Source organism: Streptomyces sp. NPDC093109, assembly GCF_040701725.1.
In the GTDB taxonomy this organism is placed as follows: Bacteria; Actinomycetota; Actinomycetes; order Streptomycetales; family Streptomycetaceae; genus Streptomyces.
In genome coordinates, this window is the sequence record NZ_JBFBEZ010000026.1 from 21872 (window position 1) to 46152 (window position 24281).

At 68.9% G+C, this 24281-nt stretch carries 22 protein-coding genes, 1 tRNA gene and 2 pseudogenes; 15 read left to right on the top strand and 10 right to left on the bottom strand.

All coding sequences use genetic code 11. The features are described from left to right. The first annotated feature begins 37 nt into the window (after positions 1-37). The gene (locus tag AB0389_RS24010) at positions 38-253 is read left to right on the top strand and encodes a hypothetical protein (RefSeq protein ID WP_366397524.1); all 216 of its coding nucleotides are present in this window, start codon (positions 38-40) and stop codon (positions 251-253) included. Here the strand turns inward: AB0389_RS24010 and AB0389_RS24015 are convergent. Together AB0389_RS24015 and ltrA are read right to left on the bottom strand one after the other, a co-directional pair. Further along, positions 212-1339, bottom strand: a pseudogene (locus AB0389_RS24015) (transposase); the annotation flags it as partial. The gene AB0389_RS24010 and the pseudogene AB0389_RS24015 sit on opposite strands and share 42 nt — an antisense overlap. Positions 1340-1422: 83 nt before the next feature. Further along, positions 1423-3219 carry a group II intron reverse transcriptase/maturase gene (gene ltrA, locus AB0389_RS24020; protein ID WP_366397525.1) on the bottom strand — a complete coding sequence of 599 codons (1797 nt, stop codon included), beginning with the start codon at positions 3217-3219 and terminating at the stop codon, positions 1423-1425. Positions 3220-4009: 790 nt separating this feature from the next. Between ltrA and tnpA the strand changes: the two genes are divergently transcribed. The 6 genes from tnpA to AB0389_RS24050 all read left to right on the top strand — a co-directional run bounded on the left by tnpA (position 4010) and on the right by AB0389_RS24050 (position 9732). After that, entirely contained in the window at positions 4010-4438 is a 429-nt protein-coding gene (tnpA, locus tag AB0389_RS24025) for an IS200/IS605 family transposase (protein ID WP_366397526.1), read from the top strand. Between the two features lie 103 nt (positions 4439-4541). Beyond that, on the top strand, positions 4542-5165 hold the full coding sequence (locus AB0389_RS24030) for a hypothetical protein (protein WP_366397527.1): 624 nt from the start codon (positions 4542-4544) through the stop codon (positions 5163-5165). After that, positions 5162-5314, top strand: a complete 153-nt coding sequence (locus tag AB0389_RS24035) for a hypothetical protein (RefSeq protein ID WP_366397528.1) — start codon at positions 5162-5164, stop codon at positions 5312-5314. Before AB0389_RS24030 ends, AB0389_RS24035 begins: the two co-directional genes overlap by 4 nt. After that, complete coding sequence (locus AB0389_RS24040) at positions 5311-6594, top strand: histidine kinase (protein WP_366397529.1); 1284 nt, start codon at positions 5311-5313, stop codon at positions 6592-6594. Before AB0389_RS24035 ends, AB0389_RS24040 begins: the two co-directional genes overlap by 4 nt. Next, positions 6591-7256, top strand: coding sequence for a response regulator transcription factor (locus AB0389_RS24045; protein WP_366397530.1), 666 nt, complete (start codon positions 6591-6593; stop codon positions 7254-7256). Before AB0389_RS24040 ends, AB0389_RS24045 begins: the two co-directional genes overlap by 4 nt. Before the next feature lie 238 nt (positions 7257-7494). After that, on the top strand, positions 7495-9732 hold the full coding sequence (locus AB0389_RS24050; RefSeq protein ID WP_366397531.1) for an MMPL family transporter: 2238 nt from the start codon (positions 7495-7497) through the stop codon (positions 9730-9732). Between the two features lie 220 nt (positions 9733-9952). On the opposite strand, the gene AB0389_RS24055 is transcribed toward AB0389_RS24050, so the two are convergent. Both AB0389_RS24055 and AB0389_RS24060 read right to left on the bottom strand, forming a co-directional pair. Then, entirely contained in the window at positions 9953-10105 is a 153-nt protein-coding gene (locus tag AB0389_RS24055) for a hypothetical protein (protein ID WP_366397532.1), read from the bottom strand. A gap of 185 nt (positions 10106-10290) precedes the next feature. Beyond that, the gene (locus tag AB0389_RS24060; RefSeq protein ID WP_366397533.1) at positions 10291-10923 is read right to left on the bottom strand and encodes a GtrA family protein; all 633 of its coding nucleotides are present in this window, start codon (positions 10921-10923) and stop codon (positions 10291-10293) included. A gap of 211 nt (positions 10924-11134) precedes the next feature. Here AB0389_RS24060 and AB0389_RS24065 point away from each other — a divergent pair, with 211 nt between their 5' ends. Further along, positions 11135-12298, top strand: a complete 1164-nt coding sequence (locus AB0389_RS24065; protein WP_366397534.1) for a histidine kinase — start codon at positions 11135-11137, stop codon at positions 12296-12298. A 148-nt stretch (positions 12299-12446) separates the two neighbouring features. Here the strand turns inward: AB0389_RS24065 and AB0389_RS24070 are convergent, their stop codons facing one another. Next, complete coding sequence (locus AB0389_RS24070; protein ID WP_366397535.1) at positions 12447-13055, bottom strand: TetR/AcrR family transcriptional regulator; 609 nt, start codon at positions 13053-13055, stop codon at positions 12447-12449. A 95-nt stretch (positions 13056-13150) separates the two neighbouring features. Between AB0389_RS24070 and AB0389_RS24075 the strand changes: the two genes are divergently transcribed. Both AB0389_RS24075 and AB0389_RS24080 read left to right on the top strand, forming a co-directional pair. Then, the gene (locus tag AB0389_RS24075) at positions 13151-13900 is read left to right on the top strand and encodes an SDR family oxidoreductase (protein WP_366397536.1); all 750 of its coding nucleotides are present in this window, start codon (positions 13151-13153) and stop codon (positions 13898-13900) included. Between the two features lie 43 nt (positions 13901-13943). Continuing rightward, the gene (locus AB0389_RS24080; RefSeq protein ID WP_366397537.1) at positions 13944-14198 is read left to right on the top strand and encodes a hypothetical protein; all 255 of its coding nucleotides are present in this window, start codon (positions 13944-13946) and stop codon (positions 14196-14198) included. 42 nt (positions 14199-14240) lie between these two features. Here the strand turns inward: AB0389_RS24080 and AB0389_RS24085 are convergent, their stop codons facing one another. Beyond that, a complete protein-coding gene (locus AB0389_RS24085) occupies positions 14241-15113 on the bottom strand; it encodes a 2-dehydropantoate 2-reductase N-terminal domain-containing protein (RefSeq protein ID WP_366397538.1) in 873 nt (290 codons plus the stop codon). Between the two features lie 81 nt (positions 15114-15194). Here AB0389_RS24085 and AB0389_RS24090 point away from each other — a divergent pair, with 81 nt between their 5' ends. Beyond that, a complete protein-coding gene (locus tag AB0389_RS24090; protein ID WP_366397539.1) occupies positions 15195-15866 on the top strand; it encodes a TetR family transcriptional regulator in 672 nt (223 codons plus the stop codon). 304 nt (positions 15867-16170) lie between these two features. On the opposite strand, the gene AB0389_RS24095 is transcribed toward AB0389_RS24090, so the two are convergent. From AB0389_RS24095 to AB0389_RS24105, 3 genes are all read right to left on the bottom strand, one after another. Then, on the bottom strand, positions 16171-16836 hold the full coding sequence (locus tag AB0389_RS24095; protein ID WP_366397540.1) for an SDR family NAD(P)-dependent oxidoreductase: 666 nt from the start codon (positions 16834-16836) through the stop codon (positions 16171-16173). A 47-nt stretch (positions 16837-16883) separates the two neighbouring features. Further along, positions 16884-17864, bottom strand: coding sequence for an aldo/keto reductase (locus tag AB0389_RS24100; RefSeq protein WP_366397541.1), 981 nt, complete (start codon positions 17862-17864; stop codon positions 16884-16886). Positions 17865-17953: 89 nt separating this feature from the next. Then, on the bottom strand, positions 17954-18721 hold the full coding sequence (locus AB0389_RS24105) for an SDR family NAD(P)-dependent oxidoreductase (protein WP_366397542.1): 768 nt from the start codon (positions 18719-18721) through the stop codon (positions 17954-17956). A 341-nt stretch (positions 18722-19062) separates the two neighbouring features. Here AB0389_RS24105 and AB0389_RS24110 point away from each other — a divergent pair, with 341 nt between their 5' ends. After that, positions 19063-19929: a helix-turn-helix transcriptional regulator gene (locus tag AB0389_RS24110; protein WP_366397543.1), complete on the top strand. Its 867-nt coding sequence runs from the start codon at positions 19063-19065 to the stop codon at positions 19927-19929. Positions 19930-20151: 222 nt separating this feature from the next. Continuing rightward, positions 20152-20224 (top strand) — tRNA-Arg (locus AB0389_RS24115). Positions 20225-20314: 90 nt separating this feature from the next. Here AB0389_RS24115 and AB0389_RS24120 read toward each other — a convergent pair. Next, positions 20315-21217: pseudogene (locus tag AB0389_RS24120) on the bottom strand (tyrosine-type recombinase/integrase); the annotation flags it as partial. A 127-nt stretch (positions 21218-21344) separates the two neighbouring features. On the opposite strand from AB0389_RS24120, the gene AB0389_RS24125 reads away from it, so the two are divergent. Further along, positions 21345-22724, top strand: a complete 1380-nt coding sequence (locus tag AB0389_RS24125; RefSeq protein WP_366397544.1) for an IS1380 family transposase — start codon at positions 21345-21347, stop codon at positions 22722-22724. Between the two features lie 198 nt (positions 22725-22922). After that, positions 22923-23981 carry an HNH endonuclease gene (locus AB0389_RS24130; RefSeq protein ID WP_366397545.1) on the top strand — a complete coding sequence of 353 codons (1059 nt, stop codon included), beginning with the start codon at positions 22923-22925 and terminating at the stop codon, positions 23979-23981. Positions 23982-24281 lie beyond the last annotated feature (300 nt).

Sequence of the window (24281 nt, forward strand, 5' to 3'; positions counted from 1 at the left end):
GCGCACCGTCGCGGCCCGCAGCGAGGAGGAGACGTACATGCGACTGGGCATGAACATCGTCGGATTCGACGACGCGAAGGGGCCGGGCGGTCCCGGTCCCGAACTGGCGGCGGTCGGCGCCGCCGCCGAGACGGCCGGGGTCGGCTGGATCTCGGTGATGGACCACTACTTCCAGGTGACTCCTCCCCCTCGTGAACGAGGGGGCTTCTCGCTATGCCGGTTGGGCTTTGCGACGGACCAGCCCGGCCCGTAGAACGTTGAGCGCGCCCACGGTGTCAGCGTGCGTCTGGTGGTCGCAGTTCTGACAGTGGAACTTCTCCTGTGTGGGCCGGTTCTCCGCTGCGACGTGCCCGCATTCGGGGCAGGTGCGGGAGGTGTTGCGGGGGTCCACGGCGATCACTTCCCGTCCGGCGCTTTCAGCCTTGGCGTGCAGGATCGTCAGGAACACCCCCCATCCGGCATCCGAGATCGAGTGGTTGAGTCCGGCCTTGGAGGCGGCCCCGTTCGGCAGGAAACTGCCCGGGGCAGTGGGGTCCGGCTTCGGGGCGGGAGCCTTGACCATATTGCGGATCTTGAGGTCTTCGTGCGCGATGAAGTCGTGTTCGCGCACGAGGTCGAGGGCGGTCTTGTGTGCGTGGTCGAGGCGTTGGCGCCGGACCTTACGGTGCAGGTCGGCGACCTTCTGAACGGCCCGCTGGTGGTTCTTGGTGCGCTTGTCGCGGCGCACCCGGGGGAAGCGGGACAGTGCCCGCTGTGCGGCTTGAAGTTTCGCGGCGGCGCGGCGGCCGTGGCGCGGGTTGGGCGCGAACTCGCCGTTGGAGTCGGCAAGGAAGTTGGCTATGCCCATGTCGATGCCGACCACGCTGCCGGTCGCGGGCAGCGGCTCCGGCTGGGACTGCTCGGCGGTCAGGATCACGTACCAGCGCTTGCCTTCGCGCTTGACGGAGACGGTCCCGACCTTGCCGGCCACGGGCCGGTGCTGGTTGACCTTGACATGCCCGACGCCTTGGAAGCGGACACGGGTGACCGGGTCGTGCGGGGTGGAGTCCCAGCGGCAGCCGTCGCCGTCCTTGGGGAAGTCGACGGTGCCGAACCGGTTGACGCCCCGGAAACGGGGGCAGCCCGGCGTCTCGCCGGACTTGACCCGGCGGAAGAACGCGGCGAACGCCTTGTCCAGACGGCGCAACGTCGCCTGCTGCGACGAGAACGACCAGCGACCCTGACGTTCCGGGTCGAACGCCCGGATGTCCTTGAGCTGCGCGGACTGCTGCCCGTACGTGACGCTCGTCCTCGAGGCGTGCCGGTAGGCGTCGCGGCGTTCCTGCAAGGCTCCGTTGTGTCGGGTAGGCCCCGCCCATTACTGGGACGGAGCCCCCCTCAGAACCGTGCTTGCGACTTTCACCGCACACGGCTCAAGCAACATCATGCAGCTTCTACAGGCTTCTTTCCGGGCCTTCTGCCGTCTCCTGCGTGACGCAGATCGTGGCAGTCGGCGTGTACGAGCCGGAGGTTACTCGGATGATCGCTGCCGCCTTCGCTTCGTCGTACCAGGTGGTCCACGTCGAGCGTTTCGCCTTTCGCTTCGAACCAGTCCACCCAGCCCCGGACGTTGTCCGGTTCATACTCGGCTCCTTGGATGAGGTCCAACCAGCAGAGTGGGCACAGCCCCTTCTGCCGGGCCGCGAGGTAGACCTTAGAGGCCGTCATGCGCGGCGGTTCTTTCCTCTTCCTGCGGCTTTCCCAGTACGTCTTGAGGTCTGGGTTATCGGGTGAGTGATTTCCCTTGACCTTGACATGTCTGACGATCTTGGTGTGTGCGAACCGCAGCAGATGCCCTTTCCCACTTGGGTCTTTGAGCATCCACTTGTCGTTCCGCCCGGACACCTTCCCGTAGTACCTGCGCGCCACCCACTTCTTCCCCTTGTTGCCGTGCATCCTTCTCGCCCATCTGTATGTGCATTTCCACATGTAGTGGTCGAGTTCGGCGAAGGTCTCCGAGGATGATGCGCCCCTGTAGTACGTGGACCATCCCCTGATGTAGGGATTGAGGGCCGAGATGAGCGCGGCCGCATTTGCGCCGTGCAGTTTCTTGATCTCGTCCCTGATCCTCGCTCGGGCCCTAACGGCAGCCTCTTTGCTGGGGGTTACCAGAGTTGCGGCTTGGCCCCGCTTGTTCTCTGGGTACCTTCGAATGGTGAAGCCCAAGAAGTTGAACCCTTCACTGAGGTGTCTGACCTTCGTCTTCTCCTCGTTGAAGTGCAGCCCTCTTGGGTGCAGCCATTCCGCCAGCTTCCTCCTGGCTTGGTGCGCACCCTCTTCTGTTTCCGAGATGACCACAAAATCGTCTGCGTACCTCACCAGGACTGGGGTGCCTTTGGCCGCGCTGCCGCGACTGTCGTATACGCACCCGGCTGCCTGCTCCATTCCGTTGAGCGCGACGTTCAACAGTAGAGGGCTGATTACCCCACCTTGAGGTGTGCCCTCATCAGTGTGGGCGATCCGCCCATTCTCCAGGACTCCGGCCTTAAGCCACCGTTGGATCATTCCCTTGCCGGGGAAGTTGCCAATGCTGGCCATGAGGTGGGAGTGATCGATTCGGTCAAACGCCGACGCAAGGTCGGCGTCCAGCACCCAGCGCCGGGAGGGCGCTTTGCCTGCCCTGGTGCTCGTGGTGATCCAGATCGCCTGAATGGCGTCGTGGGCCCCACGTCCGGGCCTGAACCCGTACGATCTCCTGTCGAATTTGACCTCCCACTCGGGTTCCAGAGCGTTCTTGGCCCGTGCCTGATTAGCTCGGTCCGTGATCGTCGGGATGCCCAGTGGTCGCTGTCGTCCGTTGGCCTTCGGGATGTACACGCGCCTGACCGGTCGGGTCCGCCAAAGCTGTGTAGCAGAATGAATCTCCCCTACCAGCTTCATGCGTTTCGCGTTTGAGAGAGCGGTTCTCCCATCCACGCCCGCAGTCTTGCGCCCTTTGCTCACCTGCGTGACCCGACGCACGCTTACCAGCGTGTTGTCGTAGCTGCGCAACATGAGCTTCTGCAAGTTTCTCACTTGCTTGTAATTGCCTGTTTCCGTAGCCCGGTAGATCCGCTGCCTCAGCCGCTGTACTCGTTCGTTGACGCGAGCCCAGTCAACCTGGTCCCACTTCAACTCCTCGTCCCTCGGTCCGTTCACCGCGAGGGCGTCGTCGACCTCGGTGGTGCTTATCGTGGTCATCTTCCCCTCCGTGTCTAACTTGTCCTCAGGTTCTGTTGGCCTTGCAATCTTCAGTACCGTGTGTCACCAGATCCACGTCAGCCCCCTTGCGGGGCGCGACATGTGTCGCGTATGCGACCAGTTATTGCCGGGCAGGCGGTGTACCTGGGCCCCGGTTTTCCTGTTGCTTTTCAGCGGTCGCCCTTCGCTTCTTGGATCTTCCTTTCCTGCCACCTCATCGGTTGACCTCTCGATCTCCCTACCAGCTTTTGCTGGAAGGAGGCAGGGTTTCCGTGTTCCGCATGGAGTAGATGCGGCCGGGGTGGGTGCCTCTTATCCTCCGGGGTCGAGGGTGTGCGTATAGCCTGCTCACTCTAGAGCTGACTTCCTCTGATCCTCATAGGATCTAGACCCGTCTCTCCGTTTCGTCCCGTCTGACGAGAGCCCACTGTTACGAAGTTTATTGGAGGTTCGCTTTCGCTCACCCGTCCGGCCTTCCCCTCGCCTGTTCCTTCCTGACGGACAGGATGGCCTTGGACTTTTACGATCTGCTTCCCACCGAGGCGTTGCCACCTCCGCAGTTGATCGTGGGGATCGGACTGTGCACACTGTCCGAAACCGTTATCTTTCACCTATTTCGATTACTACATCCAAGCGACTTCACGTCGCACAGAGCGAGCAGTGATCCCGCAGCATCTCGCCGAGCGCGGCCGTCTGACGAACGGTGGGCCGCATGAGGAACTTGTACGCACGGATCATCCGGCCCACCCCGCTTCCTGGTCGGCTTCAAAGAAGATACTACGCTTGGCGTATGTCACCGCGCTGGGAATCAAACCCTGATATCCGTAGTGGACGCCACGTCACCTACACCTTGCACGCTCACTTGGTGTTCGTCACCAAATACCGGCGCGATGTCTTCGACAACACCATGCTCAAGCGCTGCGAAGAGATCATGCGGGAGGTCTGCACCAGCTTCGAAGTGGAACTGCGCGAGTTCAACGGCGAAGCCGACCACGTCCACCTGCTCGTGCACTACCCTCCGAAGATCGCCCTGTCCAAGCTGATCAACAGCCTCAAGGGCGTCAGCTCCCGCTACCTGCGGGCCGAGTACACCGGCCGGATAAACCACATCGGGACGGGCTCAGCGTTCTGGTCACGCTCCTACTTCGCCAGCTCCTGCGGCGGCGCACCACTGACCGTGATCCGCCAGTACATCGAGGACCAGAAGCGGCCTGTCTGACCGTCAAAACAGAGACGGAGCGAACTCCGGCGCCACGCGCCACCGGGACGAGGATGCGTTTCCCTCCCCGGCCGAAGCCGAGGATACCCACGCAAGATCAGGGATGGAGTGGATCAAGTTCTGGTCGCTGCGCTCCAGCTTCGCCACCCTCTCCGTCGCGGCGCTGGTCACGGTGGCCCTCGGCCTGGTGTCCTCCCTGGTCGTGGAGGGTGACGGCGGAAGCGGCCCGGCGTTGCGGGATCCGACGTGGAACAGCCTCTACGGGGTCACGATGGCCGCGCTGGCCACGGCGGTGGTCGGGGTGCTCATGGCCACCGGCGAGTACGCGACCGGCACCATCCGCTCCACGCTCTCCGCGGTGCCGGCCCGGCTGCCGGTGCTGTGGGCGAAGGCGGCGGTCTTCACCGCGGGAAGCTTCGCGTTCACGTTCGCCGCGAGCATGGTGTCGTTCCTCGCCGGGCAGGCCATCCTGGCCTCCCGCGGTCTCGACGGCGCCTCGCTGGCCGACCCCGGAGCCTTCCGGGCGGTCATCGGCGCGGCCGTCTATCTGACCGGCGCCGGGCTGGTCGGACTGGCGGCGGGCTGGTCGGACTGGCGGCGGGCAGCATGCTGCGCAACACGGCGGGCGCGATCACCGCGGTGGTCGGCGTGCTGTTCCTGGTGCCGAGCGTGCTGCGGCTGCTGCCCGGGAGCATCAGCGACGCCGTCTTCCCGTATCTGCCGATGAACGCCGCGCAGTCGTTCATCACCGAGCAGACGGGCGGCGCGGGCGTGGGCGACGCGCTGGCGCCGTGGACCGGGCTCCTGGTCTTCGGCTGCTACCTCGTCGTCCTCATGGCGGGCGCGGCGGCGCTGCTGAAGCGGCGCGATGCGTGACTGACGGACGCGGTCGCGCCGGGGCCGTGACGTCGTACGCCGGGGCCGGGGCCGGGAAGGGCACGGTGTTCCTGCGGCGGGTGGTCGGGGCGGTCGGGGCTCACCCGCGCCTGTGGGACGCGGCCCTCGCGGCCGTGATCGCGGGCGCGGGCACGGCGCTGGAGACGCTGGGCGCGGCCGGGCGGGGGCCCTCGGGCCGCCACGCGATGGCCGCCGGTGTGACGTTCCTGCTGCTGCTCGCCCGGCGCCGGGCGCCGCTGACCGTACTGGCGCTGGCGCTGCCGGGCGCGGTGGCGGCGGTCGGGGCCGCGACCACGACCGCGCACCTCCTCCAGACCACCGCGATGATCGCGCTCTGCACCGTCACGGCCACCTCCCGCCGGTGGCCCGCGATCACCGCCACCGCCGCCACGGCCGGCGCCCTCTACGCGGCCAACGCCCATGCCGCGGGCTCGGCCCTCAGCGGGGAGACCTTCGGGGTGGTGGCGTTCGTCGGGATGGCGGCGGCCGTCGGCTTCAGTGTGCGCACCTGGCGCAGCTACGTCACCGCGGCGGAGGAACGGGCCGAACGCGCCGAGGCGACCCTGGAGGAGGAGGCCCGCCGCCGGGTCGCGGAGGAACGGCTGCGGATCGCCAGGGAGTTGCATGATGTGATCGCCCACCACATCGCGCTGATCAACGTGCAGGCCGGAGTCGCCGGCCACCTCGCGCGCACCCGGCCCGACAAGGTGGAGGTCGCGCTGGGCCACATTCACGAGGCGGGCAGCGCGGTGCTCGACGAACTCGGCCAACTCCTTTACGTACTACGGCAGTCCGGCGACGAGACCATGCCGACCGAGCCCCTCCCCGGCCTGTCCAGGCTGGGCCGGCTCCTCGAATCGTTCACCTCGGTCGGTCTCGCCGTCCGGCAGAGGATCGCCGGGGAGCCCCGGCAACTGCCGCCCGCCACGGATCTGGCCGCGTACCGGATCATCCAGGAGGGGCTGACCAACGCGCACAAGCACGGCCGCGAACCGGCGGCGGGGCTGCTGCTGGAGTACGGTCCGGGCGCGTTGGACATCACCGTACGCAACGCGATGCGCGCGGGGCCGGCCAGAACCGGCACCGGACTCGGACTCGGACTCGGACTGACCGGGATGCGGGAACGCGCCCGCGCGACCGGCGGTTTCCTGTCCGCCGGGCCGGAGCCCGACGGCACGTTCCTGCTCCACGTAAGGCTTCTGCTGCCCGCGGCCAGCGCCGGCACCGAAACCACGACAGAAGGAGCGAATCCGGCATGACCATCCGCGTACTCGTCGTCGACGACCAACTGGTGATCCGCGCCGGATTCCGCATGCTCATCGAGGCGGAACCCGATCTGGAGGTGGTCGGCGAGGCGGGTACGGGCCACGAGGCCGTCGCCCTGACCCGCGCCACCCGCCCGGATGTCGTGCTCATGGACATCCGCATGCCCGACATGGACGGCCTGGAAGCCACCCGGATCATCGGCGCCGACAGCGCGCTGGGCGGCGTACGGGTGCTGATCCTCACCACGTTTGAGGCCGACGAGTACGTCTTCGAGGCGCTGCGCGGCGGCGCCGGCGGCTTCCTCGGGAAAGGGGTCAAGCCGGCCGTCCTGCTCGACGGGATCCGTACCGTGGCCCTCGGCGAGGAGCTGCTGTCGCCCAAGGCCACCCGAGCGCTCATCGCCCACTACCTGACCGCGCCCGGGCCCGTACCGCCGAGCCCGGCACCGCCCGGCATGGACCGGCTCACCGGACGCGAGCGCGAGGTGCTGGGTCTGGTCGCCGCCGGCCTGTCCAACGACGACATCGCGCAGCGGCTGTACGTATCGCCCCACACGGCGAAGACGCACGTCAACCGCATCATGACCAAGCTGGGCGCGCGCGACAGGGCGCAGCTCGTCGTCGTCGCGTACCAGACGGGCTTCGCCCGTCCCTGACCCGTGTCCGACCTCTGTCTGACCCCGCCCCTGCCCCCCTCACGGGGTGTAGCTGGCTACACCCCGGGTTCGGGAGGGTGGTCCCTCGTGGCGGAGCCCGCGGAACGGAATCGTGGAGACCGATGAGGCGCGCCGTCCCCGGCCCTGGCCGAGGCGGACGGAACGAGCCTCTCTCTCCGTCTTTTCCGCTCCGCTTTCCCCTGTTCGTGTTCCGCCGATGTGGAGGCTCCTGACCGCCATGGCAACTTTCCTGTATCACGTGGGTCGTATCTCATTCAGGTGGCGATGGTTCGTCACTCTGCTGTGGGTGGCCGTGCTCGGCGCTGTCGGCTTCGCCGCGACGCAGGCTCCGGAGGCGCCCGACGACGGGTTCGCGATGCCGGGCATCGAGTCGCAGAAGGCGTTCGACCTCCTCGACGAGCGTTTCCCCGGGTCAGGGGCGGACGGGGCGAGTGCCAGGATCGTCTTCATCGCGCCGAACGGTGAGAAGGTCACCGCCGCGAAGAACAAGGCGGTCATCGAGGAGCTGGTCAAGGACGCCGCGGACGGCCCGCAGGTCGCCGGGGCGGTCGATCCGTTCCAGGCGAAGGCGGTCAGCGCGGACGGCTCCACCGCGTACGCCACCGTCTCCTTCAAGGAAGTCGCCGGTGATCTGACCGACGCGGGCAAGGAGCACCTGGAGCAGGCCGTCGACCAGGCCCGCAAGGCGGGGCTGACCGTCGAGATAGGCGGCGACGCCCTGGCCACCCAGCCCGCCGCGGGCGGCTCCGCCGAGATCATCGGCATCGCGATCGCGGCGGTGGTCCTGCTGATCACCTTCGGGTCCATGGCCGCGGCCGGGCTGCCGCTGCTGACCGCCGTCATCGGCGTCGCCGTCAGCATGACCGCCATCATCGCCCTCGGCAGCACCTTCGGCCTCTCCCTCACCAGCGGCACCCTCGCCTCCATGCTCGGCCTCGCCTGCGGCATCGACTACGCCCTGTTCGTCGTCTCCCGCTACCGGGAGGAACGCGGCAAGGGACGTACGCCACGGGAAGCCACGGCGATGGCCGTCGGTACGGCCGGATCCGCCGTCGTCTTCGCCGGTCTGACCGTCGTCATCGCGCTGGCCGGACTGACCGTGGTGGGCATTCCGATGCTCACCAAGATGGGTCTCACGGCCGCAGGTGCCGTCGTCGTCTCCGTCCTCATCTGCCTGACCCTGGTCCCCGCCCTGCTCGGCTTCTGGCCCAACGCCGTCCTCTCCCGCCGGGTCCGCAAGGGCAAGAAGCCCCGCCGTACCAAGACCGACAGCGCGGGCAACGTCAAGAACGCCAGCAGCCGCTGGGCGAGCGCGGTCGTACGCCACCCCCTGCCCATCCTCATCCTCGGTGTCGTGGGCCTCGGCGCACTCGCCGTCCCGGCCGCCGACCTCCAGCTCGGTATGCCGGGCGACGAGGCCAAGCCCACCTCCGCCACCGAACGCCGTGCCTACGACGCGCTGGCCGACGGCTTCGGCCCCGGCTTCAACGGCCCGCTGATGATCGTCATCGACACCAAGGGATCGGACGACCCGAAGGCCGCCGCCGCCACCATCAGCAAGCGCATCGCCGACACGAACGGGGTCGTCTCCGTCTCACCGGCGCAGTTCAACAAGGAGAGCGACGCGGCGATCATCACCGCGACCCCTTCCACCAGCCCCACCGACTCCAAGACCATCGACCTGGTCAAGTCGATCCGCGCCGAACGCGGCGGCATCGAGGCCGAGGCCGGCGCCACGTACGAGGTCACCGGCAGCACCGCGATGAACATCGACGTCGCGAAGAAGTTCCAGGACGCCCTGATCCCCTACCTCATCGTTGTGGTCGGGCTCGCGATCGTCCTGCTCATGCTGGTCTTCCGCTCCCTCCTGGTGCCTCTGAAGGCCGCCCTGGGCTATCTGCTCTCCGTCCTGGCCGCCCTCGGTGTGGTCGTCACCGTCTTCCAGAACGGCCACGGCGCGAGCCTCCTCGGCGTCGAACAGACCGGCCCGATCATGAGCATGATGCCGATCTTCCTGGTGGGCATCGTCTTCGGACTCGCCATGGACTACGAGGTCTTCCTGGTCTCCCGTATCCGCGAGGCATACGTCCACGGTGAGCGGCCCGCGGAGGCGATCGTCTCCGGGTTCCGCACCAGCGGCCGGGTGGTCGTCGCCGCCGGTCTGATCATGGTGGCGGTCTTCTCCGGATTCATCGGCGCGAGCGAGTCCATGATCAAGATGATCGGCTTCGGTCTCGCCGTCGCCGTCCTCTTCGACGCCTTCATCGTCCGCATGGCCATCGTGCCCGCCGTCCTCGCCCTCCTCGGCGACCGCGCCTGGCGCCTGCCCCGCTGGCTGGACCGGCTCCTCCCCAGCATCGACGTCGAGGGAGAGGCCATCAGCCGCAAGCACCCGGCCCCCACGGCGCCGGCCGCCGACCAGGACAACCCCGAACTGGTCCTGACCGGTCACTGACACCTCCCAGACCCGGGGCCGCCATGGCGGTATCGGCCCCGCTCTCGCCCGACCCGTGGGGACGGGGAACGGCGAGAACCCAGGCCCGGCGGCGAGCGCGTTCTGCTCGCCGCCGGGCCCTCGGGCGTTCCGGGGCGGTCCACCGGCGTACGCCTACATCCGCCTGCGTCCGCCGGCGCCCACCTGCGTCCACCTGCGTCCACCTGCGTCCACCGCTCGCTCAGCCCACCGGCCGTCGTGGCCTCGCCGCGACGGCCTTCCGTACGGCTGTCCGGTCGCGCATGGGCTCGGGCTCGGGCTCGTACTCGGGCTCGTACTCGCGCTCGTAGCCCTCGCGCAGCGCCGCCCTGAGTGCGGTGACGCGCGGGAGCATTACCGTACGGTCCTCCCGGCCGGGGCATGCCATGCCGTCCCGGGCGGGACGGGTGGGACAGGCAGGACGGGCGGGGACGGGCGTGAGCACCGCGCACAGCGAGCAGCCCCCTCCGCCCGACGAGGGGCTGAGGGGGCTGCGAGGCTGGGCGGTTGGGGCTGGTGGCTGTGGGCTGGGGGGCTGCTCTACGCCATGCGCGCGAGCGTCCGGGCCGTCGCCATGGGGCGAACGGGCCGCTGCGCCGGGATGGACGGGGACACCGTCACGCGCTTGGCCCGCCCCTTGGCCCGCTCCGGGGCCCGGTTCCGGCCGGCGGCGAAGACGTACAGGCGCAGGACCAGGAAGCGTCCGATGCCGGCGAGTGCGGAGGCGCTGAGGTAGACGGCCTGCTCGCGCAGCGTTCCGGCCGACGGCTGCACGATGTGAAGGATGAGCATCGCGAGGGTGGTCACCGCGTAGGCGGCCGAAGCCGACCCCGCCGACTGAAGATGCTGCCGCCATCCGGCGCGCCGCCCGGCCCCGAAGGTGAAGCGGGCGTGCAGCTCCGTGCACAGGACCGTGGAGGCGACCGTGACCAGCGCGTTCGACACGGCCCAGGGCATCATCCCGGCGAGCGAGGTGACGGCGAAGCTGGAGGCGACACCGACGCCGCCGCCGAGCAGGACGAACCGGGCGAAGGAGGCGAGCGGTCCGGGAGCGGCGGCCGGGGCGGCTATGGGGGCCGGGGTCCGCTGGACGCCGTCCCGCCCGGTCTCCGTACGCGCCATGGGCCGCTCCACGAGATCCGTCCCCGGATGCGACGAGAGGAGCGACTTCATGGGATTTCCTTCCGGCGCGCTGAACGGTGGTGGGCCTCGGTGAGCCTTGGGGCCTCGGCGAACCTCGGAGATCCGCTGGGTTCAACGATGCCGTCGCCCGCCCGCCGGAACGAGGAGTGCCGCTCCCGAACTCATGGTGTAGCGGGCTACACCCCGAGTCGGGTGCCCGCTCTCCCGCCCCGGGGCGGAGCCAGGAATTAGCCTGGTCAGCATGCGAAAAACAGTGCGACAGGCGGCTCGGGCCACAGTGCAGCTCGCGGGGGCCACGGCCCTGGGCTTCTTCTCGTACCTGTTCGTCACCGTGCTGCTGTTCTCGGCCGCCGCCACCGTGACGGTGGTGGGTGCCGGGATACTGCCCGAGGCGGTCCTCCTGCTGCGCCGGGTGGCGGGCGCGAAGCGGACCCAGGTGGAGGCGTGGACGGGGAGGAAGATCCCCGAGGCGTACGCGCCCCTGACGGGTCCGCTCAGGGAGCGGCTGCGCACGGCGGTCCGCGACCCCGGTACGCGCAAGGATCTGCGGTGGATGGCGGCCTACTACGTCTACGGTCTGCTGCTGCTGTTGGCGGTGCCCCTGTGGCTGGTGGGGCTGCTCGTCGACGGCGTGCTGTGCGGACTGCTGCGCCGGGACGCGGTCGTCCTGCCGCTGATCAGCCGGCTCGCGGACCTCGACGCCGCATGGTCGACCGCCCTGCTCAAGCCCTCACCCAGCGCGCTGCTCGCCGAGCGCGTCGAGGAGCTGACCGCCACCCGGGCCGGCGCGATCGCCGCGCACGGCGCCGAACTGCGCCGTATCGAGCGGGACTTGCACGACGGTACGCAGGCCAGGCTCGTATCGCTGTCCATGCGGATCGGGCTGGCGAAACGCGCGTACGACCGCGACCCGGACGGCGCGCGCCGGCTGCTCGACGACGCGCAGCACCAGGCCGAGGAGGCGCTGACCGAGCTGCGGCACGTCGTACGCGGCATCCACCCGCCGATCCTCACCGACCGCGGCCTCGCCGGCGCGGTGCGGGCGCTGGCCGCGAGCAGCGGGCTCGACGTGACCGTACAGGTGCAGGGTCTGGAGGACGGTGCCGAGAGCGGCGCCCGCGTGCCGGCGGCGGTCGAGGCGGCGGCGTACTTCGTCGTGGCCGAGGCACTGACGAACGCGGCCAAGTACAGCGGGTCCGACACCGCCGAGGTCTGGCTGGCCGGCACCCGCACCGGGCTGGTGGTCATGGTCCGCGACGAGGGCCGGGGCGGCGCCGACGAGACGGGCGGCTCCGGCCTGGTGGGCATGCGCCGCCGCGTCGCCGCCCTCGACGGAACGGTCACCGTAACCAGCCCCCAGGGCGGCCCGACAGTGATCGACGTGGAGCTCCCCTGCGTATGGTGACCGGCTCCTGAGCGGGACGGCGGCCACCGCGATCGTGGGTGAATGCGGTGGCAGTCGCGGAGCACGGCAGACCAGCGGTGGCAGTCGCGGAGCACGGCAGACCGTAGGAGCAAGCCATAGGAGCACATGAGACAGAACAGCGCGCCTCTCAGGAGAGCGGCCAGTTCCGCAGGGCGGCGTCCGCCATCTCCTGGAGTTCATCGCGGCCGATACCGCTCGCGGCCTGCACGGCGATGCCGAACGCCAAGGTCGTGATGTAGCGGGCCAGGAGCGCCGGATCGGCGCCCGGAGGCAGGTCGCCCTCGTCGACGGCTCGCCGGAACCGCTCCCGGACGGAGGCGCAGCCGTTGTTGCGCCAGGCTGCGAGGAGATCGCGGACTCCGCGCCCCGAGTCGCTGGCAGCCAGGGCCCCTTGGACGCCCAGGCACCCCTGCGGGTGGGCCGGGCGGGTGGTGGTCCGCACCGTGCCGGTCAGGATCGCGGTGGCGGCGTCGAGGGCGGTCGGCTCCTCCAGGGCGCGGGCCAGGTAGGCGCCCGGGCCTTCGGTGTAGCGCTCCAGCGCCTTGCGGAACAGCTCCTCCTTGTTGCCGAAGGTCGCGTACATGCTGGTGGTGGAGATGCCCATCGCGTCGGTCAGGGTGGCCAGGCTGGCCCCCTCGTAGCCGTGCTCCCAGAAGACCAGCACAGCGCGCTCAAGAGCCGCGTCGGCGTCGAATCCTCGCGGTCGTCCGATCGGGCCGCTCTTTCTCGTCTCCACGCCCCGCAGTCTACCCCTTCCGCATCGATCGCTACGGAAGTGCTAGCGTTCAACTTCCGCATCGATCGATGCGGAAGTTATCGGAGGTTGTTCACATGGGACTGTTTGAGGGAAAGACCGCGCTCGTCACCGGCGGCGGCGGCGGAATCGGCCTGGCCAGTGCCGTACGACTGGCGGCCGAGGGTGCGCATGTGTTCATCACCGGCCGGCGCAAGACCGAGCTGGACGCGGCCGTCGAGGCGATCGGGCCGTCGGCCACCGCGGTGATCGGCGACATCTCCGACCTGGCCGACCTGGACCGGCTCTACGACACGATCCGCGGCCGGGGGCAGGGCCTCGACGTCCTGTTCGCGAACGCCTCCGTCGCCGAGTTCGCGACGCTGGAGCAGAGCACCGAACAGCACTTCGACGCCCTCTTCGGCATCAACGTCCGGGGCACACTGTTCACCGTCCAGAAGGCGCTGCCGCTCCTGAACGACGGCGCCTCGGTGATCCTGAACGGCTCCACCAACGTGGACTCCGGTACGGAGGCGTTCGGCGCGTACGCGGCGTCCAAGGCGGCCACCCGGTCGTTCGCTCGCACCTGGGCCAACGAACTCAAGGGCCGCGGCATCCGGGTCAACACCGTCACGCCGGGCCCGACCGACACCCCCGGCCTGTCGGCACTCGCTCCCACCCCCGAGCAGGCCGCCGGCTTCAGGGAGCACCTGGCCTCGCAGGTGCCGCTGGGCCGGCTCGGGCGCCCGGAGGAGATCGCCGCCGCCGTGGTCTTCCTCGCCTCCGGGCAGAGCAGCTTCATCACCGGTTCGAGCCTGTACGTCGACGGCGGCCTGAACCAGATCTGAGCACCGCGGGCCGCACCTCCGGACCTCCGGACCTCCGGCGAGGGTGGCGACGTGGGACCGGCCGGGCCTGCCCAGATGGGCGGGCCCGCAGCCGCGCGCCCGCGTCGCGGTCCGCCGCAGCCCGCCGCCGTCCGCGGAGCAGTCCGGCTTCGTCACCCGCAAACCCTCCCCCGACAGCCGCCGGGCCATCGTCGTCAGCGCCACCCGGGCCGGCCAGGCCATGCGGGTACTGGCCCGGATCGAAGCGAATCTCACGACTCCGCCGCCCGAAGAGCACCGAGTTCGGCGGGAGCCCTGATGTCACGGTTACCGGTCTTGCTCGATGGTGTTCCCAGGCCGCTTACCGGGCCCCCGTCCGGGCAGCGATCTGTTCGGCCAGCCGCCCGAGTTCGGCCGCCGTCGCGGGTGAGGCGTCGCTGAGTCCGCTGTGTACGGCCGTCGAGCTCCGCAGGAAGCGCCGGAGCCCGGCCACGAGGAGCCCTTCCGGCAGAGTCCGCAACGCGGCGAACCCGCGAGGGACCGGCGGCGTCGGCAGGGCGGCCAGGTTCTGCCGCATGAGGCGGAGCATGCCGCGGACCGCGTCCGGATCGTCGGCGAGCGCCACCGGGCCGCCTGCCGCGCGGACCGCCTGCCCGAGGGGCACCTCGAACGCGGCGTGCGTCATGAGCCAGGCATCCATCCGCGGCTCGGGCTTGGCGTTGAACCCGATGGCGCGGAACGTCCGTACGGTCCGCTCCAGTCGCGGGGTGGTACGGCCGTCGGGTTCGCCGATCGGCATCGCGACCCGGCGGGTCATGGCGTTGGCCGCGCGGTGGCGGACCACATCGCCGTCCATCGTGCCGCCGACCGTGGGGAAGCCGAGCAGTACCCGCTCGTGACCGATCGCGGCACCCAACGACCCTGCGCCTGCGGCCCAGTTGAGCAGGAACAGTACGTCGCCCTCGACACCGTCGAGCGACTCGAGCACCGCGTCCACCTGATGGGTACGGACGAGAACGGCGATCAGGTCGTACCCGCCGGCCGGGTGCTCGACGATCGGCACCGGTACCTGCCTGACGGCCGGACTGTCCTCTTCGGCGAGCCGTACGCCGTGCCGGCGCAGGGCGGCCAGGCGCTCGCCCCGGGCAAGGAGCGAGACGTCGTGCCCGGCCTCGTGCAGACGGGCGGAGAACTGGCTGCCGGTAACCCCGGCGCCGTATACGAGCAGTTTCATGCCATCCCTCGGTCGGGCGTCCAGTCGCACAGCGCTCATTCATACGTTCGTTTCATTCAAACGTCCGTATAGTACGCACACATGGCGCCACCCGACACCCGCACACCTGCCAGCCGCACACCCGACAGCCGCGCACCCGACACCCGAACCAAGATCCTCGACGCGGCCGAACACCTCTTCGCCGAGCACGGTTACCGCGGCACCTCGGTCCGCGCGATCACCGACCGCGCCGGAGCGAACCTGGCCGCCATCGCGTACCACTTCGGCTCGAAGGCGGAGCTCATGGCCGAGGTCGCCCGCCGCGTGATCGAGCCCATCAACGCGGCGCAGTGCGCCGGGCTCGACCGGTTGTTGGCCCGGACGCAGGACCCGCCGGTCGCCGAACTGGTGGAGGCGTTCGCCGGGCCGATGTTCGACGGAATGCCGGCCGGCGACGCGAGCGGCGCCCGGACGTCCCGGCTGATCGTGACGATCCTCAGCGACCCGGCCGACGAGGTACGCAGCTGGACCGGCCCGGCCGAGGACACGGTCCGCGACCGCTACCTGACGGCCTTCGCGCGCGCACTGCCCGATCTCGCCCCGGAGGAGCTGCGGTTCCGGATGCGGAGCATCCTCGCCGTGACGGCCGTGGACCGCGTCGAGGTCTACAACCAGGCGCCTCCGGCCGGCCCGTCCCCGGCCGCGGGCGAGGCAGCCCGGCGCTGGGCGATCACGTTCCTGACGGCGGCGATGAGCGCGCCGGCGACACGATAACGCGCGTCCGAAAAGGGGAGAAGGAAAGAAACCACACGCGGATGCGTCATCCAGGAGAAGGGCCGTGCCGACCGGCAGCAGGTCCCGGTGCCGGAGACCGGACCGTACGACGCCCTGGTCCGCTTGACCGCGGTCGCGCCCCGCACGCACGGCAGGCGTGCGTCTCAGCGTCGTCGAACGTAGTCGTCGAACGTATCGGAGACCTGGTCACCGGCTTCGCCCCCGGAGACCGTGTCGTTCTTCCGCGCACCCGGGAAAGCCCCCTGTGGCGTGGCGAACCGTCGAGGACCGTGTCGCCGGCGGGTCACGCGTCCAGGTCGCGCGCGTAGTGCCGGAACCCCGTCCGTTCGCTGTGCATGTCCCACAGAGTGCGGGCCAGGACGGCGGGATCCGTGTGCGGGTCACCGGGCGTGATCGCGCCCGGGATGATGAGCTGCCCAGTGTGAATGCCGTCGGCGGCGAGCGTGTCGTGGAGCATCCGGGCGTAGGCGCTCTCGGCGGCGAAGGCGATCGACGTACCGGCCCGTTCGGGGTGGGGACGTACGGCGGTGCCCCCGTTGACGAAGAGGAGGGTGCCCCGGCCGAGAAGCCGCATCCCGGGCAGCACCTGGCGCACCGCGGTGACCGGTCCGTAGAGCGAGAACGCGATCGGACCCGCCAGGTCGGCGGGGGCGGTCTCCAGCACCGGCCGCATGAACTCCCGCTGCGGCACCGGGCTGTACTGCAGCACCTCGATCGGACCCAGCGTCGCGGTTGCCGCGTCCAGGGCGGCTTCCAGGGCGGCCGGATCGCGTACGTCGGCGGTGAAACCGCGTGCGGTCACGCCCTCCGCGGTCAGGTCGGCCGCCAGCGCGTCGAGCCGGTCGCGACTGCGGGAGATCAGCGCGACATCGAAGCCGCCGTGGCCGAACTGCCGGGCTACGGCGGCTCCCAGGCCGTGTCCCGCTCCGACGATGACGATGGTGGTCATATGTCCTCCTCCAAGGCGGTTCGCCGCCGCCGGTCCCGGTCCGTCACTCAGCGGTCGATGCTGGACATGTTCGCCTCGTCGTGGCGCTCGCCCGAGGCCGGGGTGAGGTTGTTGAGACGGTCGAGCTGGGCGGCGCTGAGTTCGATGCCGTCGGCCGCGGTGTTCTCCTCGACGCGCGAGACCCGCCGGGTGCCGGGGATGGGGGCGATGTCGTCGCCGCGGGTCAGCAGCCAGGCCAGCGCGGTCTGGGCCGGGGTCGCTCCGATCTCGGCGCCGATGGCCTGGACCTCGTCGACGATACGCAGGTTGCGCCGGAAGTTCTCGCCGGTGAACCGGGGGTTGGTCTTGCGCCAGTCGTCGTCGGAGAAGTCGTCGACGGTGCGGATCTGCCCGGTCAGCAGGCCGTGCCCGAGCGGCGAGTAGGGCACGAAGCCGATACCCAGCTCGCGCAGCAGGGGCAGGATCTCGGCCTCGACGTCGCGCGTCCACAGCGAGTACTCCGTCTGGAGCGCGGCGACCGGGTGTACGGCGTGGGCGCGGCGGATCGTCTCGGGGCCGGCCTCGGACAGCCCGATGTGGCGCACCTTGCCCTCGGCGACCAGCTCGGCCAGCGCGCCGACGGTCTCCTCGATGGGGGTGTTGGGGTCGACGCGGTGCTGGTAGTAGAGGTCGATGTGGTCGGTGCCGAGGCGCTTGAGGGAGCCCTCGACCGCGGCCTTCACGTTGCCGGCGCCGCTGTCGGTGACGCCGGGACCGCCGCCCGCGTGGGAGACCAGACCGAACTTCGTCGCCACGACGACATCGTCGCGGCGGCCCTTGATGGCCTTGCCGACGATTTCCTCGCTGTGGAACGGGCCGTAGATCTCGGCGGTGTCGATGTGGGTGACTCCGAGGTCCAGCGCCCGGTGGATGGTGCGGATCGACTCGTCGTCGTCGAGGCCGCCGCCCGTGGTGTAGGTGCCGGCCATGGTCATGGCGCCCAGGCCGATGCGCGAGACATCGAGCCCGCCCAGTGATACGTGCTTCATCTCATTCTCCTTGTGGTGGTGGCCACTTGAGGTGGTGGCTGTTTGAGTGACGGCCGTCTTGATGTGACGGCCGTATTGCGTGACGGCCGTCAGGCCTGGTCGGTGGGCATGATCCAGAGTTCAGCGACCGAGGCGCGCCGGGGCCGGGTCACGATGTAGGTGACGCCGTCGGCGATGTCGTCGGGGACGAGGACCTCGGTCTGCTCGTAGAAGGAGCCGATCGCTTCGCGGACGTCGGGCTTGTGGTCGTTGTGGGAACCGAGTTCGGTGTCGACGCCGCCCGGCTCCAGGACACTGACGCGGACATGCCGTTGGGTGACTTCCTGGCGCAGGGCTTCGGTGAAGCCGTTCACACCGAACTTGGTGAGGTTGTAGACGCCGTAGCCGTTCCAGGCGACGCGTCCGGCGATGGAGCTGATGTTGACGATGTCGGCGACCCGGCGCGGTCCGTCCTCGGCGGCTTCGAGGAGGTGGGGCAGGGCGGCGCGGGTGGTGTAGAGCAGGCCCTGGACGTTGACGGCGAGCATCCGCTCCCACTCCTCAACGTCCGCGCCGACGACGGGCCCCAGGAGCATCAGACCGGCGTTGTTGACGAGGATGTCCAGCCGTCCGAACCGCTCGACGGTCTGCCGCACGGCGGCCTCGGCCTGGCTGCGATCGGTGATGTCCGCCTCGACGACGAGGGCGGTGCCGCCGGCCTTCCCGATCTCGGCGGCCAGCTCTTCGAGACGGGCCCTGCGGCGGGCCACAAGCGCCACGGACGCGCCGCGCTCTGCGAGTTGGCGGGCGGTAGCGGCGCCGATCCCGCTGCTCGCGCCGGTGACGAGAGCGACGGTTCCGGTCAGATTCGTTGCCATGAGGTACTTCTCTTCTCTGAACGTACGAAAGGGAGCGGCGAGCGACGGCACATCACAGCAGCCGCCCCCCTTTGCTTACGCGATTCAACGGTGCCATCGACTCCCGAAGGCCACAATGGGAGAGATCTTTCCGGGTATGAAAACGTACCCCCCAGCAAATCATCCGGAGCGCCCGCACACAGTAGTTACAGGATCGGAAAATGAACACCGGCCACACCGGGCCACAGAGAACGCGCGGATGGATTCCTCCTATTCATTCACCGGCACCGCATGTTCCGGGTATGGATCTCTACCCCCCGGCCGAGCTGTGCCGGAGCGGCTTCCGCAGTACCGTGACGGACATGAGCAGGAACGCACACCTCGGCGAGCTGGGTGAATTCCTCAAGGCCCGGCGCGCCGAGCTGAGCACGCATGCGATGGGTCTCCCCGAGAGCGGGTCCCTGCGGCGTGTCCCGGGGCTGCGCAGGGAGGAGGTGGCGCGGCTGGCCGCGATCAGCACCGTGTACTACACCCGCCTGGAGCAGGGCCGGATCGAAGCGTCCGCACCGGTGCTGCTCGCCCTGGCCCGGGTGCTGCGCCTGGACGAGGACCAGCGGGACTACATGCTCCAGCTTGCCGGGAAGGAAAACACTCGGCCACACCGGCAGGCCGCGCAGAAGGTCCGGCCGCCGACGCGCCGGCTCCTCGACAATCTCACCGACACCCCCGCCCTCATTCTCGGCCGCCGCATGGATATTCTCGCCTGGAATTCCCTGGCCGCCGCCTTGATGACGGATTTCTCCCGGATCCCGGAGGAGCACCGTAATTCCGTACGGATGGTCTTCACCGATCCCGCGTTCAGAGAGCTGTACGTGGACTGGGAAAGCTCCGCGCGGAACACCGTGGCGTTTCTGAGGATGGAAGCAGCCGATAATCCGGGCGATCCGCGCCTGACCGCACTCGTCGATGAACTGTCGGAACGGGATCCCCAGTTCCGGACATGGTGGGCCGCCCACCATGTCGCCCACCACTCGACGGGGACGAAGGCCTTCCGCCACCCCGTGGCCGGTGACATGTCCCTCGACTGGGAGTCCCTCGCCTGTCCCACCGACCCCGACCAGCAACTCGTCATCCTGACCGCGGAACCGGGCTCTCCGTCCCACCAGGGGCTGCGTCTCCTCGCCGCCCGGGCCGCCCGTCACGAGCCGAGAGCCGACACCGCGAGCTGACCGCGGGCGTCCTCCAGCCAGGAATCGCTGCTGCGGACGATCGACCGGACAGTGAGACACCAGCGGGCATCACCAGTCCGGCAGCGCCTCCATCCCCCGCCCGGCTCGCCGCCGCCGGCGCGAGCGCGCACAAGCCCGACGAGTCGCCCACAGGCGCCCCATCCGGATCGCACCCCACCCGCTACACTGTCTGCGGTGGCGGGGCTCTCAGCAGCCCACCATGCCTTCGTAGCTCAGGGGATAGAGCACCGCTCTCCTAAAGCGGGTGTCGCAGGTTCGAATCCTGCCGGGGGCACACGACTAAGGGCCAGTTCAGAGGCTTGATCCTCTTGAACTGGCCCTTTCGCATGATCGCGGCCGTGCCACACCCGTGCCACAAAGTCCGCTAAGAGTCCACTTCCCCCCGCGTCTTGCGGATCATCGAGCCGAGCCGATCAGCAATCTCGCGATCACGGCCGTTGACCATGTGCTGATAGATCAGCGCCGCGCGCGGCGTGCTGTGGCCCATCCTGGTCATCAGTTCACGCAGGCTCGCACCGGAGGCAGCAAGCGTGTTCCCCGTGTGCCGAAGATCGTGGAAGTGTACGTCCGCGGTGATGCCCGCCTTGGTCCGTGCCTTGATCCAGTCGTCCCGGAAGTTGCTCCGCCGGAGCTGTCCACCCTGCGGCCCAAGGAAGACGTGACCATCACGGGCAGTCCCGGCGTAGGCGTCGAGGTGGCGTGTCACATCCGGCAGAAGTTCGTTCGGGAAGGCGACCGGCCGGACACCGGCATCGGACTTGGGCGCCTTGTCGAACAGGGCCCCCGTCTGCATCTCCGCCTGTGAGCGCCGGACCATCAGCGCGGCATTCTCGGTATCGACGTCCCGAAGGCGGAGCGAAGCCAGCTCACCGAAGCGGAGTCCGGTGAAAGCAGCCAGCAGAACGAGCAGCCGATAACGCGGAGCGATGGCGTCAGCCACGGCGAATACCTCAGCCACGGTGAGGACAGGGCGTTCAGGCACGTCGTAGCTGTCTGCCCCCTTGATCCGGCACGGATTGCGGCGGATCAGCTCATCATCAACAGCCGTGTTCAGGATCGCCCGCAGGATCTGGTACGCCTTGACCACGGTCGGCTCGCCGGTCCGCGTGAGGCACGCCGTGCGCCAGGCCCGCACCTGTGCCGTCGTAATCGAGGACAATGAGCGATTCCCGAACGTGGGCATCAGGTGCAGCCGGATCACCGACTCATGACGCTCATGCGAACGAGCAGCCAACTTGCGATCCTTCAGCCACGCCGTGGCGTACTCCCTAACCTCGCGCTTTCGCGAGTGGGCCTGTCCGGGGCTTGATCAAATAAACGGAGAGTGCCGCTGACCTGCAACGATGGGACTTGTCGAGGGTCCTGTCAGCTGCGAGGAAAGAAGCACTCTCCAGGTGAAGAAGCGTAGCGGGTCGTATCCGTGTGTTCGTGTCGAGGGCGGCGGCCGTGGGGTGGTCTCGCAGGCCGGGGCGGTGCTGCTGGTCGAGATGGTCCGCAAAGTGGGCCTGGACACCGCGATATCGGCTGCACTGGCGCCGTGGCGCAAGCCGCGGGCAGTGCACGACCCGGGCAAGGTCCTGCTGGATGTGGCCCTGGCCGTCGCGCTCGGCGGGGACTGCCTGGCCTACGTCGGCATGCTGCGGGCCGAGCCCGATGTGTTCGGCCCGGTGGCCTCCGATCCGACGGTCTCCCGTCTCGTCGACGCTCTCGCCGCAGCCGGACCGAAGGCACTCACCGCGATCCGGTCGGCGCGGGCAGAAGTACGGTCGCGGGTCCGGGAGTTGGCCGGTGCGGACGGTCCGGCCGCCGACGGCAGCGTGATCGTGGACATCGACGGCGTGCTCGTCCTCGCCCACTCCGAGAAGCAGGACGCCACCGCGACCTGGAAGAAGACCTTTGGCCATCACCCGCTCGTCGCGTTCGTCGACCACGGCCGGGCCGGGTCCGGGGAACGGGTGGCCGCGCTGCTGCGGCCCGGCAACGCCGGCTCCAACACCGCCACCGATCACATCGAAACCACCCGGCTCGCCCTGGCCCAACTTCCCAAAGCCCTGCGGCGGAGACAACAGACCCTGATCCGCACCGACTCCGCAGGCGGCACCCACGCCTTCCTCGACTGGCTCACCACGCCAGGCCGGTGGCTGTCGTATTCCGTCGGAATGACCATCACCGACACCCTCCACCAGGCCGTCCTGAAGATCCCGAAGAAGGCGTGGACACCCGCCTACGACGCGGGTGGCACCGAGCGGCCCGGCGCCTGGGTCGCGGAGATCACCGACATGCCCGACCTGAGCACCTGGCCCAAGGGCATGCGGCTGGTCGTCCGCAAGGAACGCCCGCACCCAGGCGCCCAGCTGCGCTTCACCGACCTCGACGGACTGCGGCCGACCTGCTTCGCGACCAACACCAAAGGCGGCCGGCTCGCCGACCTCGAACTACGCCACCGCAGACGGGCCCGCTGCGAGGACCGCATCCGAAACGCCCGCGACACCGGACTGCGCAACCTCCCCCTGCACGACACCGCACAGAACCGGATCTGGCTGGAGATCGTCTCGCTCGCCCTCGACCTCCTCGCCTGGATGCCCATGCTCGCCCTGACCGGCCAAACCCGCCGCTGGGAACCCAAAAAGCTCCGCCTGCGCCTGTTCTCCGCCGCCGCGCAGCTGGTGAACACCGGCCGCCGCCGCTGGCTCCGCCTCACCACGCGATGGCCCTGGACCGACGTCATCACTCACGCGATCGCCAGGCTCCACATCCTCCCGAACCCCGGCTGACCAGCCACACCGACCGCCCCCAACGACCCGCACCACCACACCGGGAAAGTGGAACCCGGCGCCCACCCGACGCGACACTCGGGCCGTCAACCTGCCCACCCTCAGCCACCGAAAGCAAAACGGCCCGCCGACTCCGTCGGCAGACCGTCAAGAGATCGAGGCTAACAGACTGTCAGTGGCGGACCTTACGCTTCCGCCATGCGCAAAGGTGCGATCAGCCGAGACGGTGTCCTCAAGGCCATAGCGGAGTATGACGAGTTGGGTCGCGACAGGTTCCTGTCCGAGTACGGGTACAAGCCGGCCACCGGGTATCTCCTCTTGCACGAGGACCGGACGTACGACTCGAAGGCCATCGCTGGTGTGGCCCATAGGTTCGATCAAGGCCGAGTGCTGAAGCCGGACGAGTTGAGCGGGGGCAGGTCGCACGCCGCCAGGTGGCTCGCCCAACTCGGATTCGTAATCCGTGCGTCCCGGAGCCCCGACTGGACACGGGACGAGATCATTCTCGCCTGTGCCCTGGCGATGGCCAACGGTTGGAAGCGACTGGAGTTCGACGATCCACGCGTGATCGAGCTGTCTGCACTGCTGCAGACCATGCCGATCCATCCTGAAGAACTACGTAACGAGCTGTTCCGGAACCCCAACGGCGTCGCTCGCAAAACGGTTGACATCACGTCCCGGCATCCGGACTACCGGGGGAAGCCCACGAACGGCAACGCACTGGATGTCGAAGTCATGAACGACTTCCTCGCCCGGCCGGCCGAGATGGCGGAAGTAGCTCAGCGCATCCGGCGCGGACTTACCGCAGGCGAATTCCAACAGCTGCACCCGGAGGCCGAGGAGGAGGACGACTACAGCGCGCCCGAAGGCAGGTTGCTGCTACGCCGCCACCGGAGCCGCGAGCGGAACAAGGGGCTACGCAAGAAGAAGATCGCTTCCGTTCTTAAGCGTGGCGGGCAGCTTGCTTGTGAGGCATGCGGTTTCGATTTCGAGGCACTCTACGGTGACCGCGGCGCCGGATACATCGAGTGCCATCACGTCGTTCCGCTGCACGAAGCAGGGGAGGGCCGGACCAAGCTCAGCGATCTCGCCCTCATATGTGCCAACTGTCACCGCATGATCCACCGGCGCGCTCCATGGCCGACTCCAGGGGAGCTACGGGCCTCCATAGAGCAAAAACATGCAGCGGACAGGCGCGCAGCGGAAGCCATGACACGACCGCGCGGGGCCGCTGACAAACAGATATCGAACCCCTGATCTGACATCTACAGCTGACATCAACGACGTCGAACGGCAGCGGTGCTGAGCGGTCGTTCGCAGCACGGCCGCCCAGGGCCCGTTCGCGTGCGACGGGGCTCCGAGCGAACTCCTAAAGCGGGTGTCGCAGGTTCGAATCCTGCCGGGGGCACACAGCGAAACAGCAGGTCAGAAGCCTTTCCGCTCGTACGGGCGGAAAGGCTTCCGTCTTGCGGCGCACGCGATGAGGGCGCGCATCCTCTTGTGTCCTCATTCGGCAGGGAAATCGACTGCCACCGCGACGGATTCTTCACGAAGGTG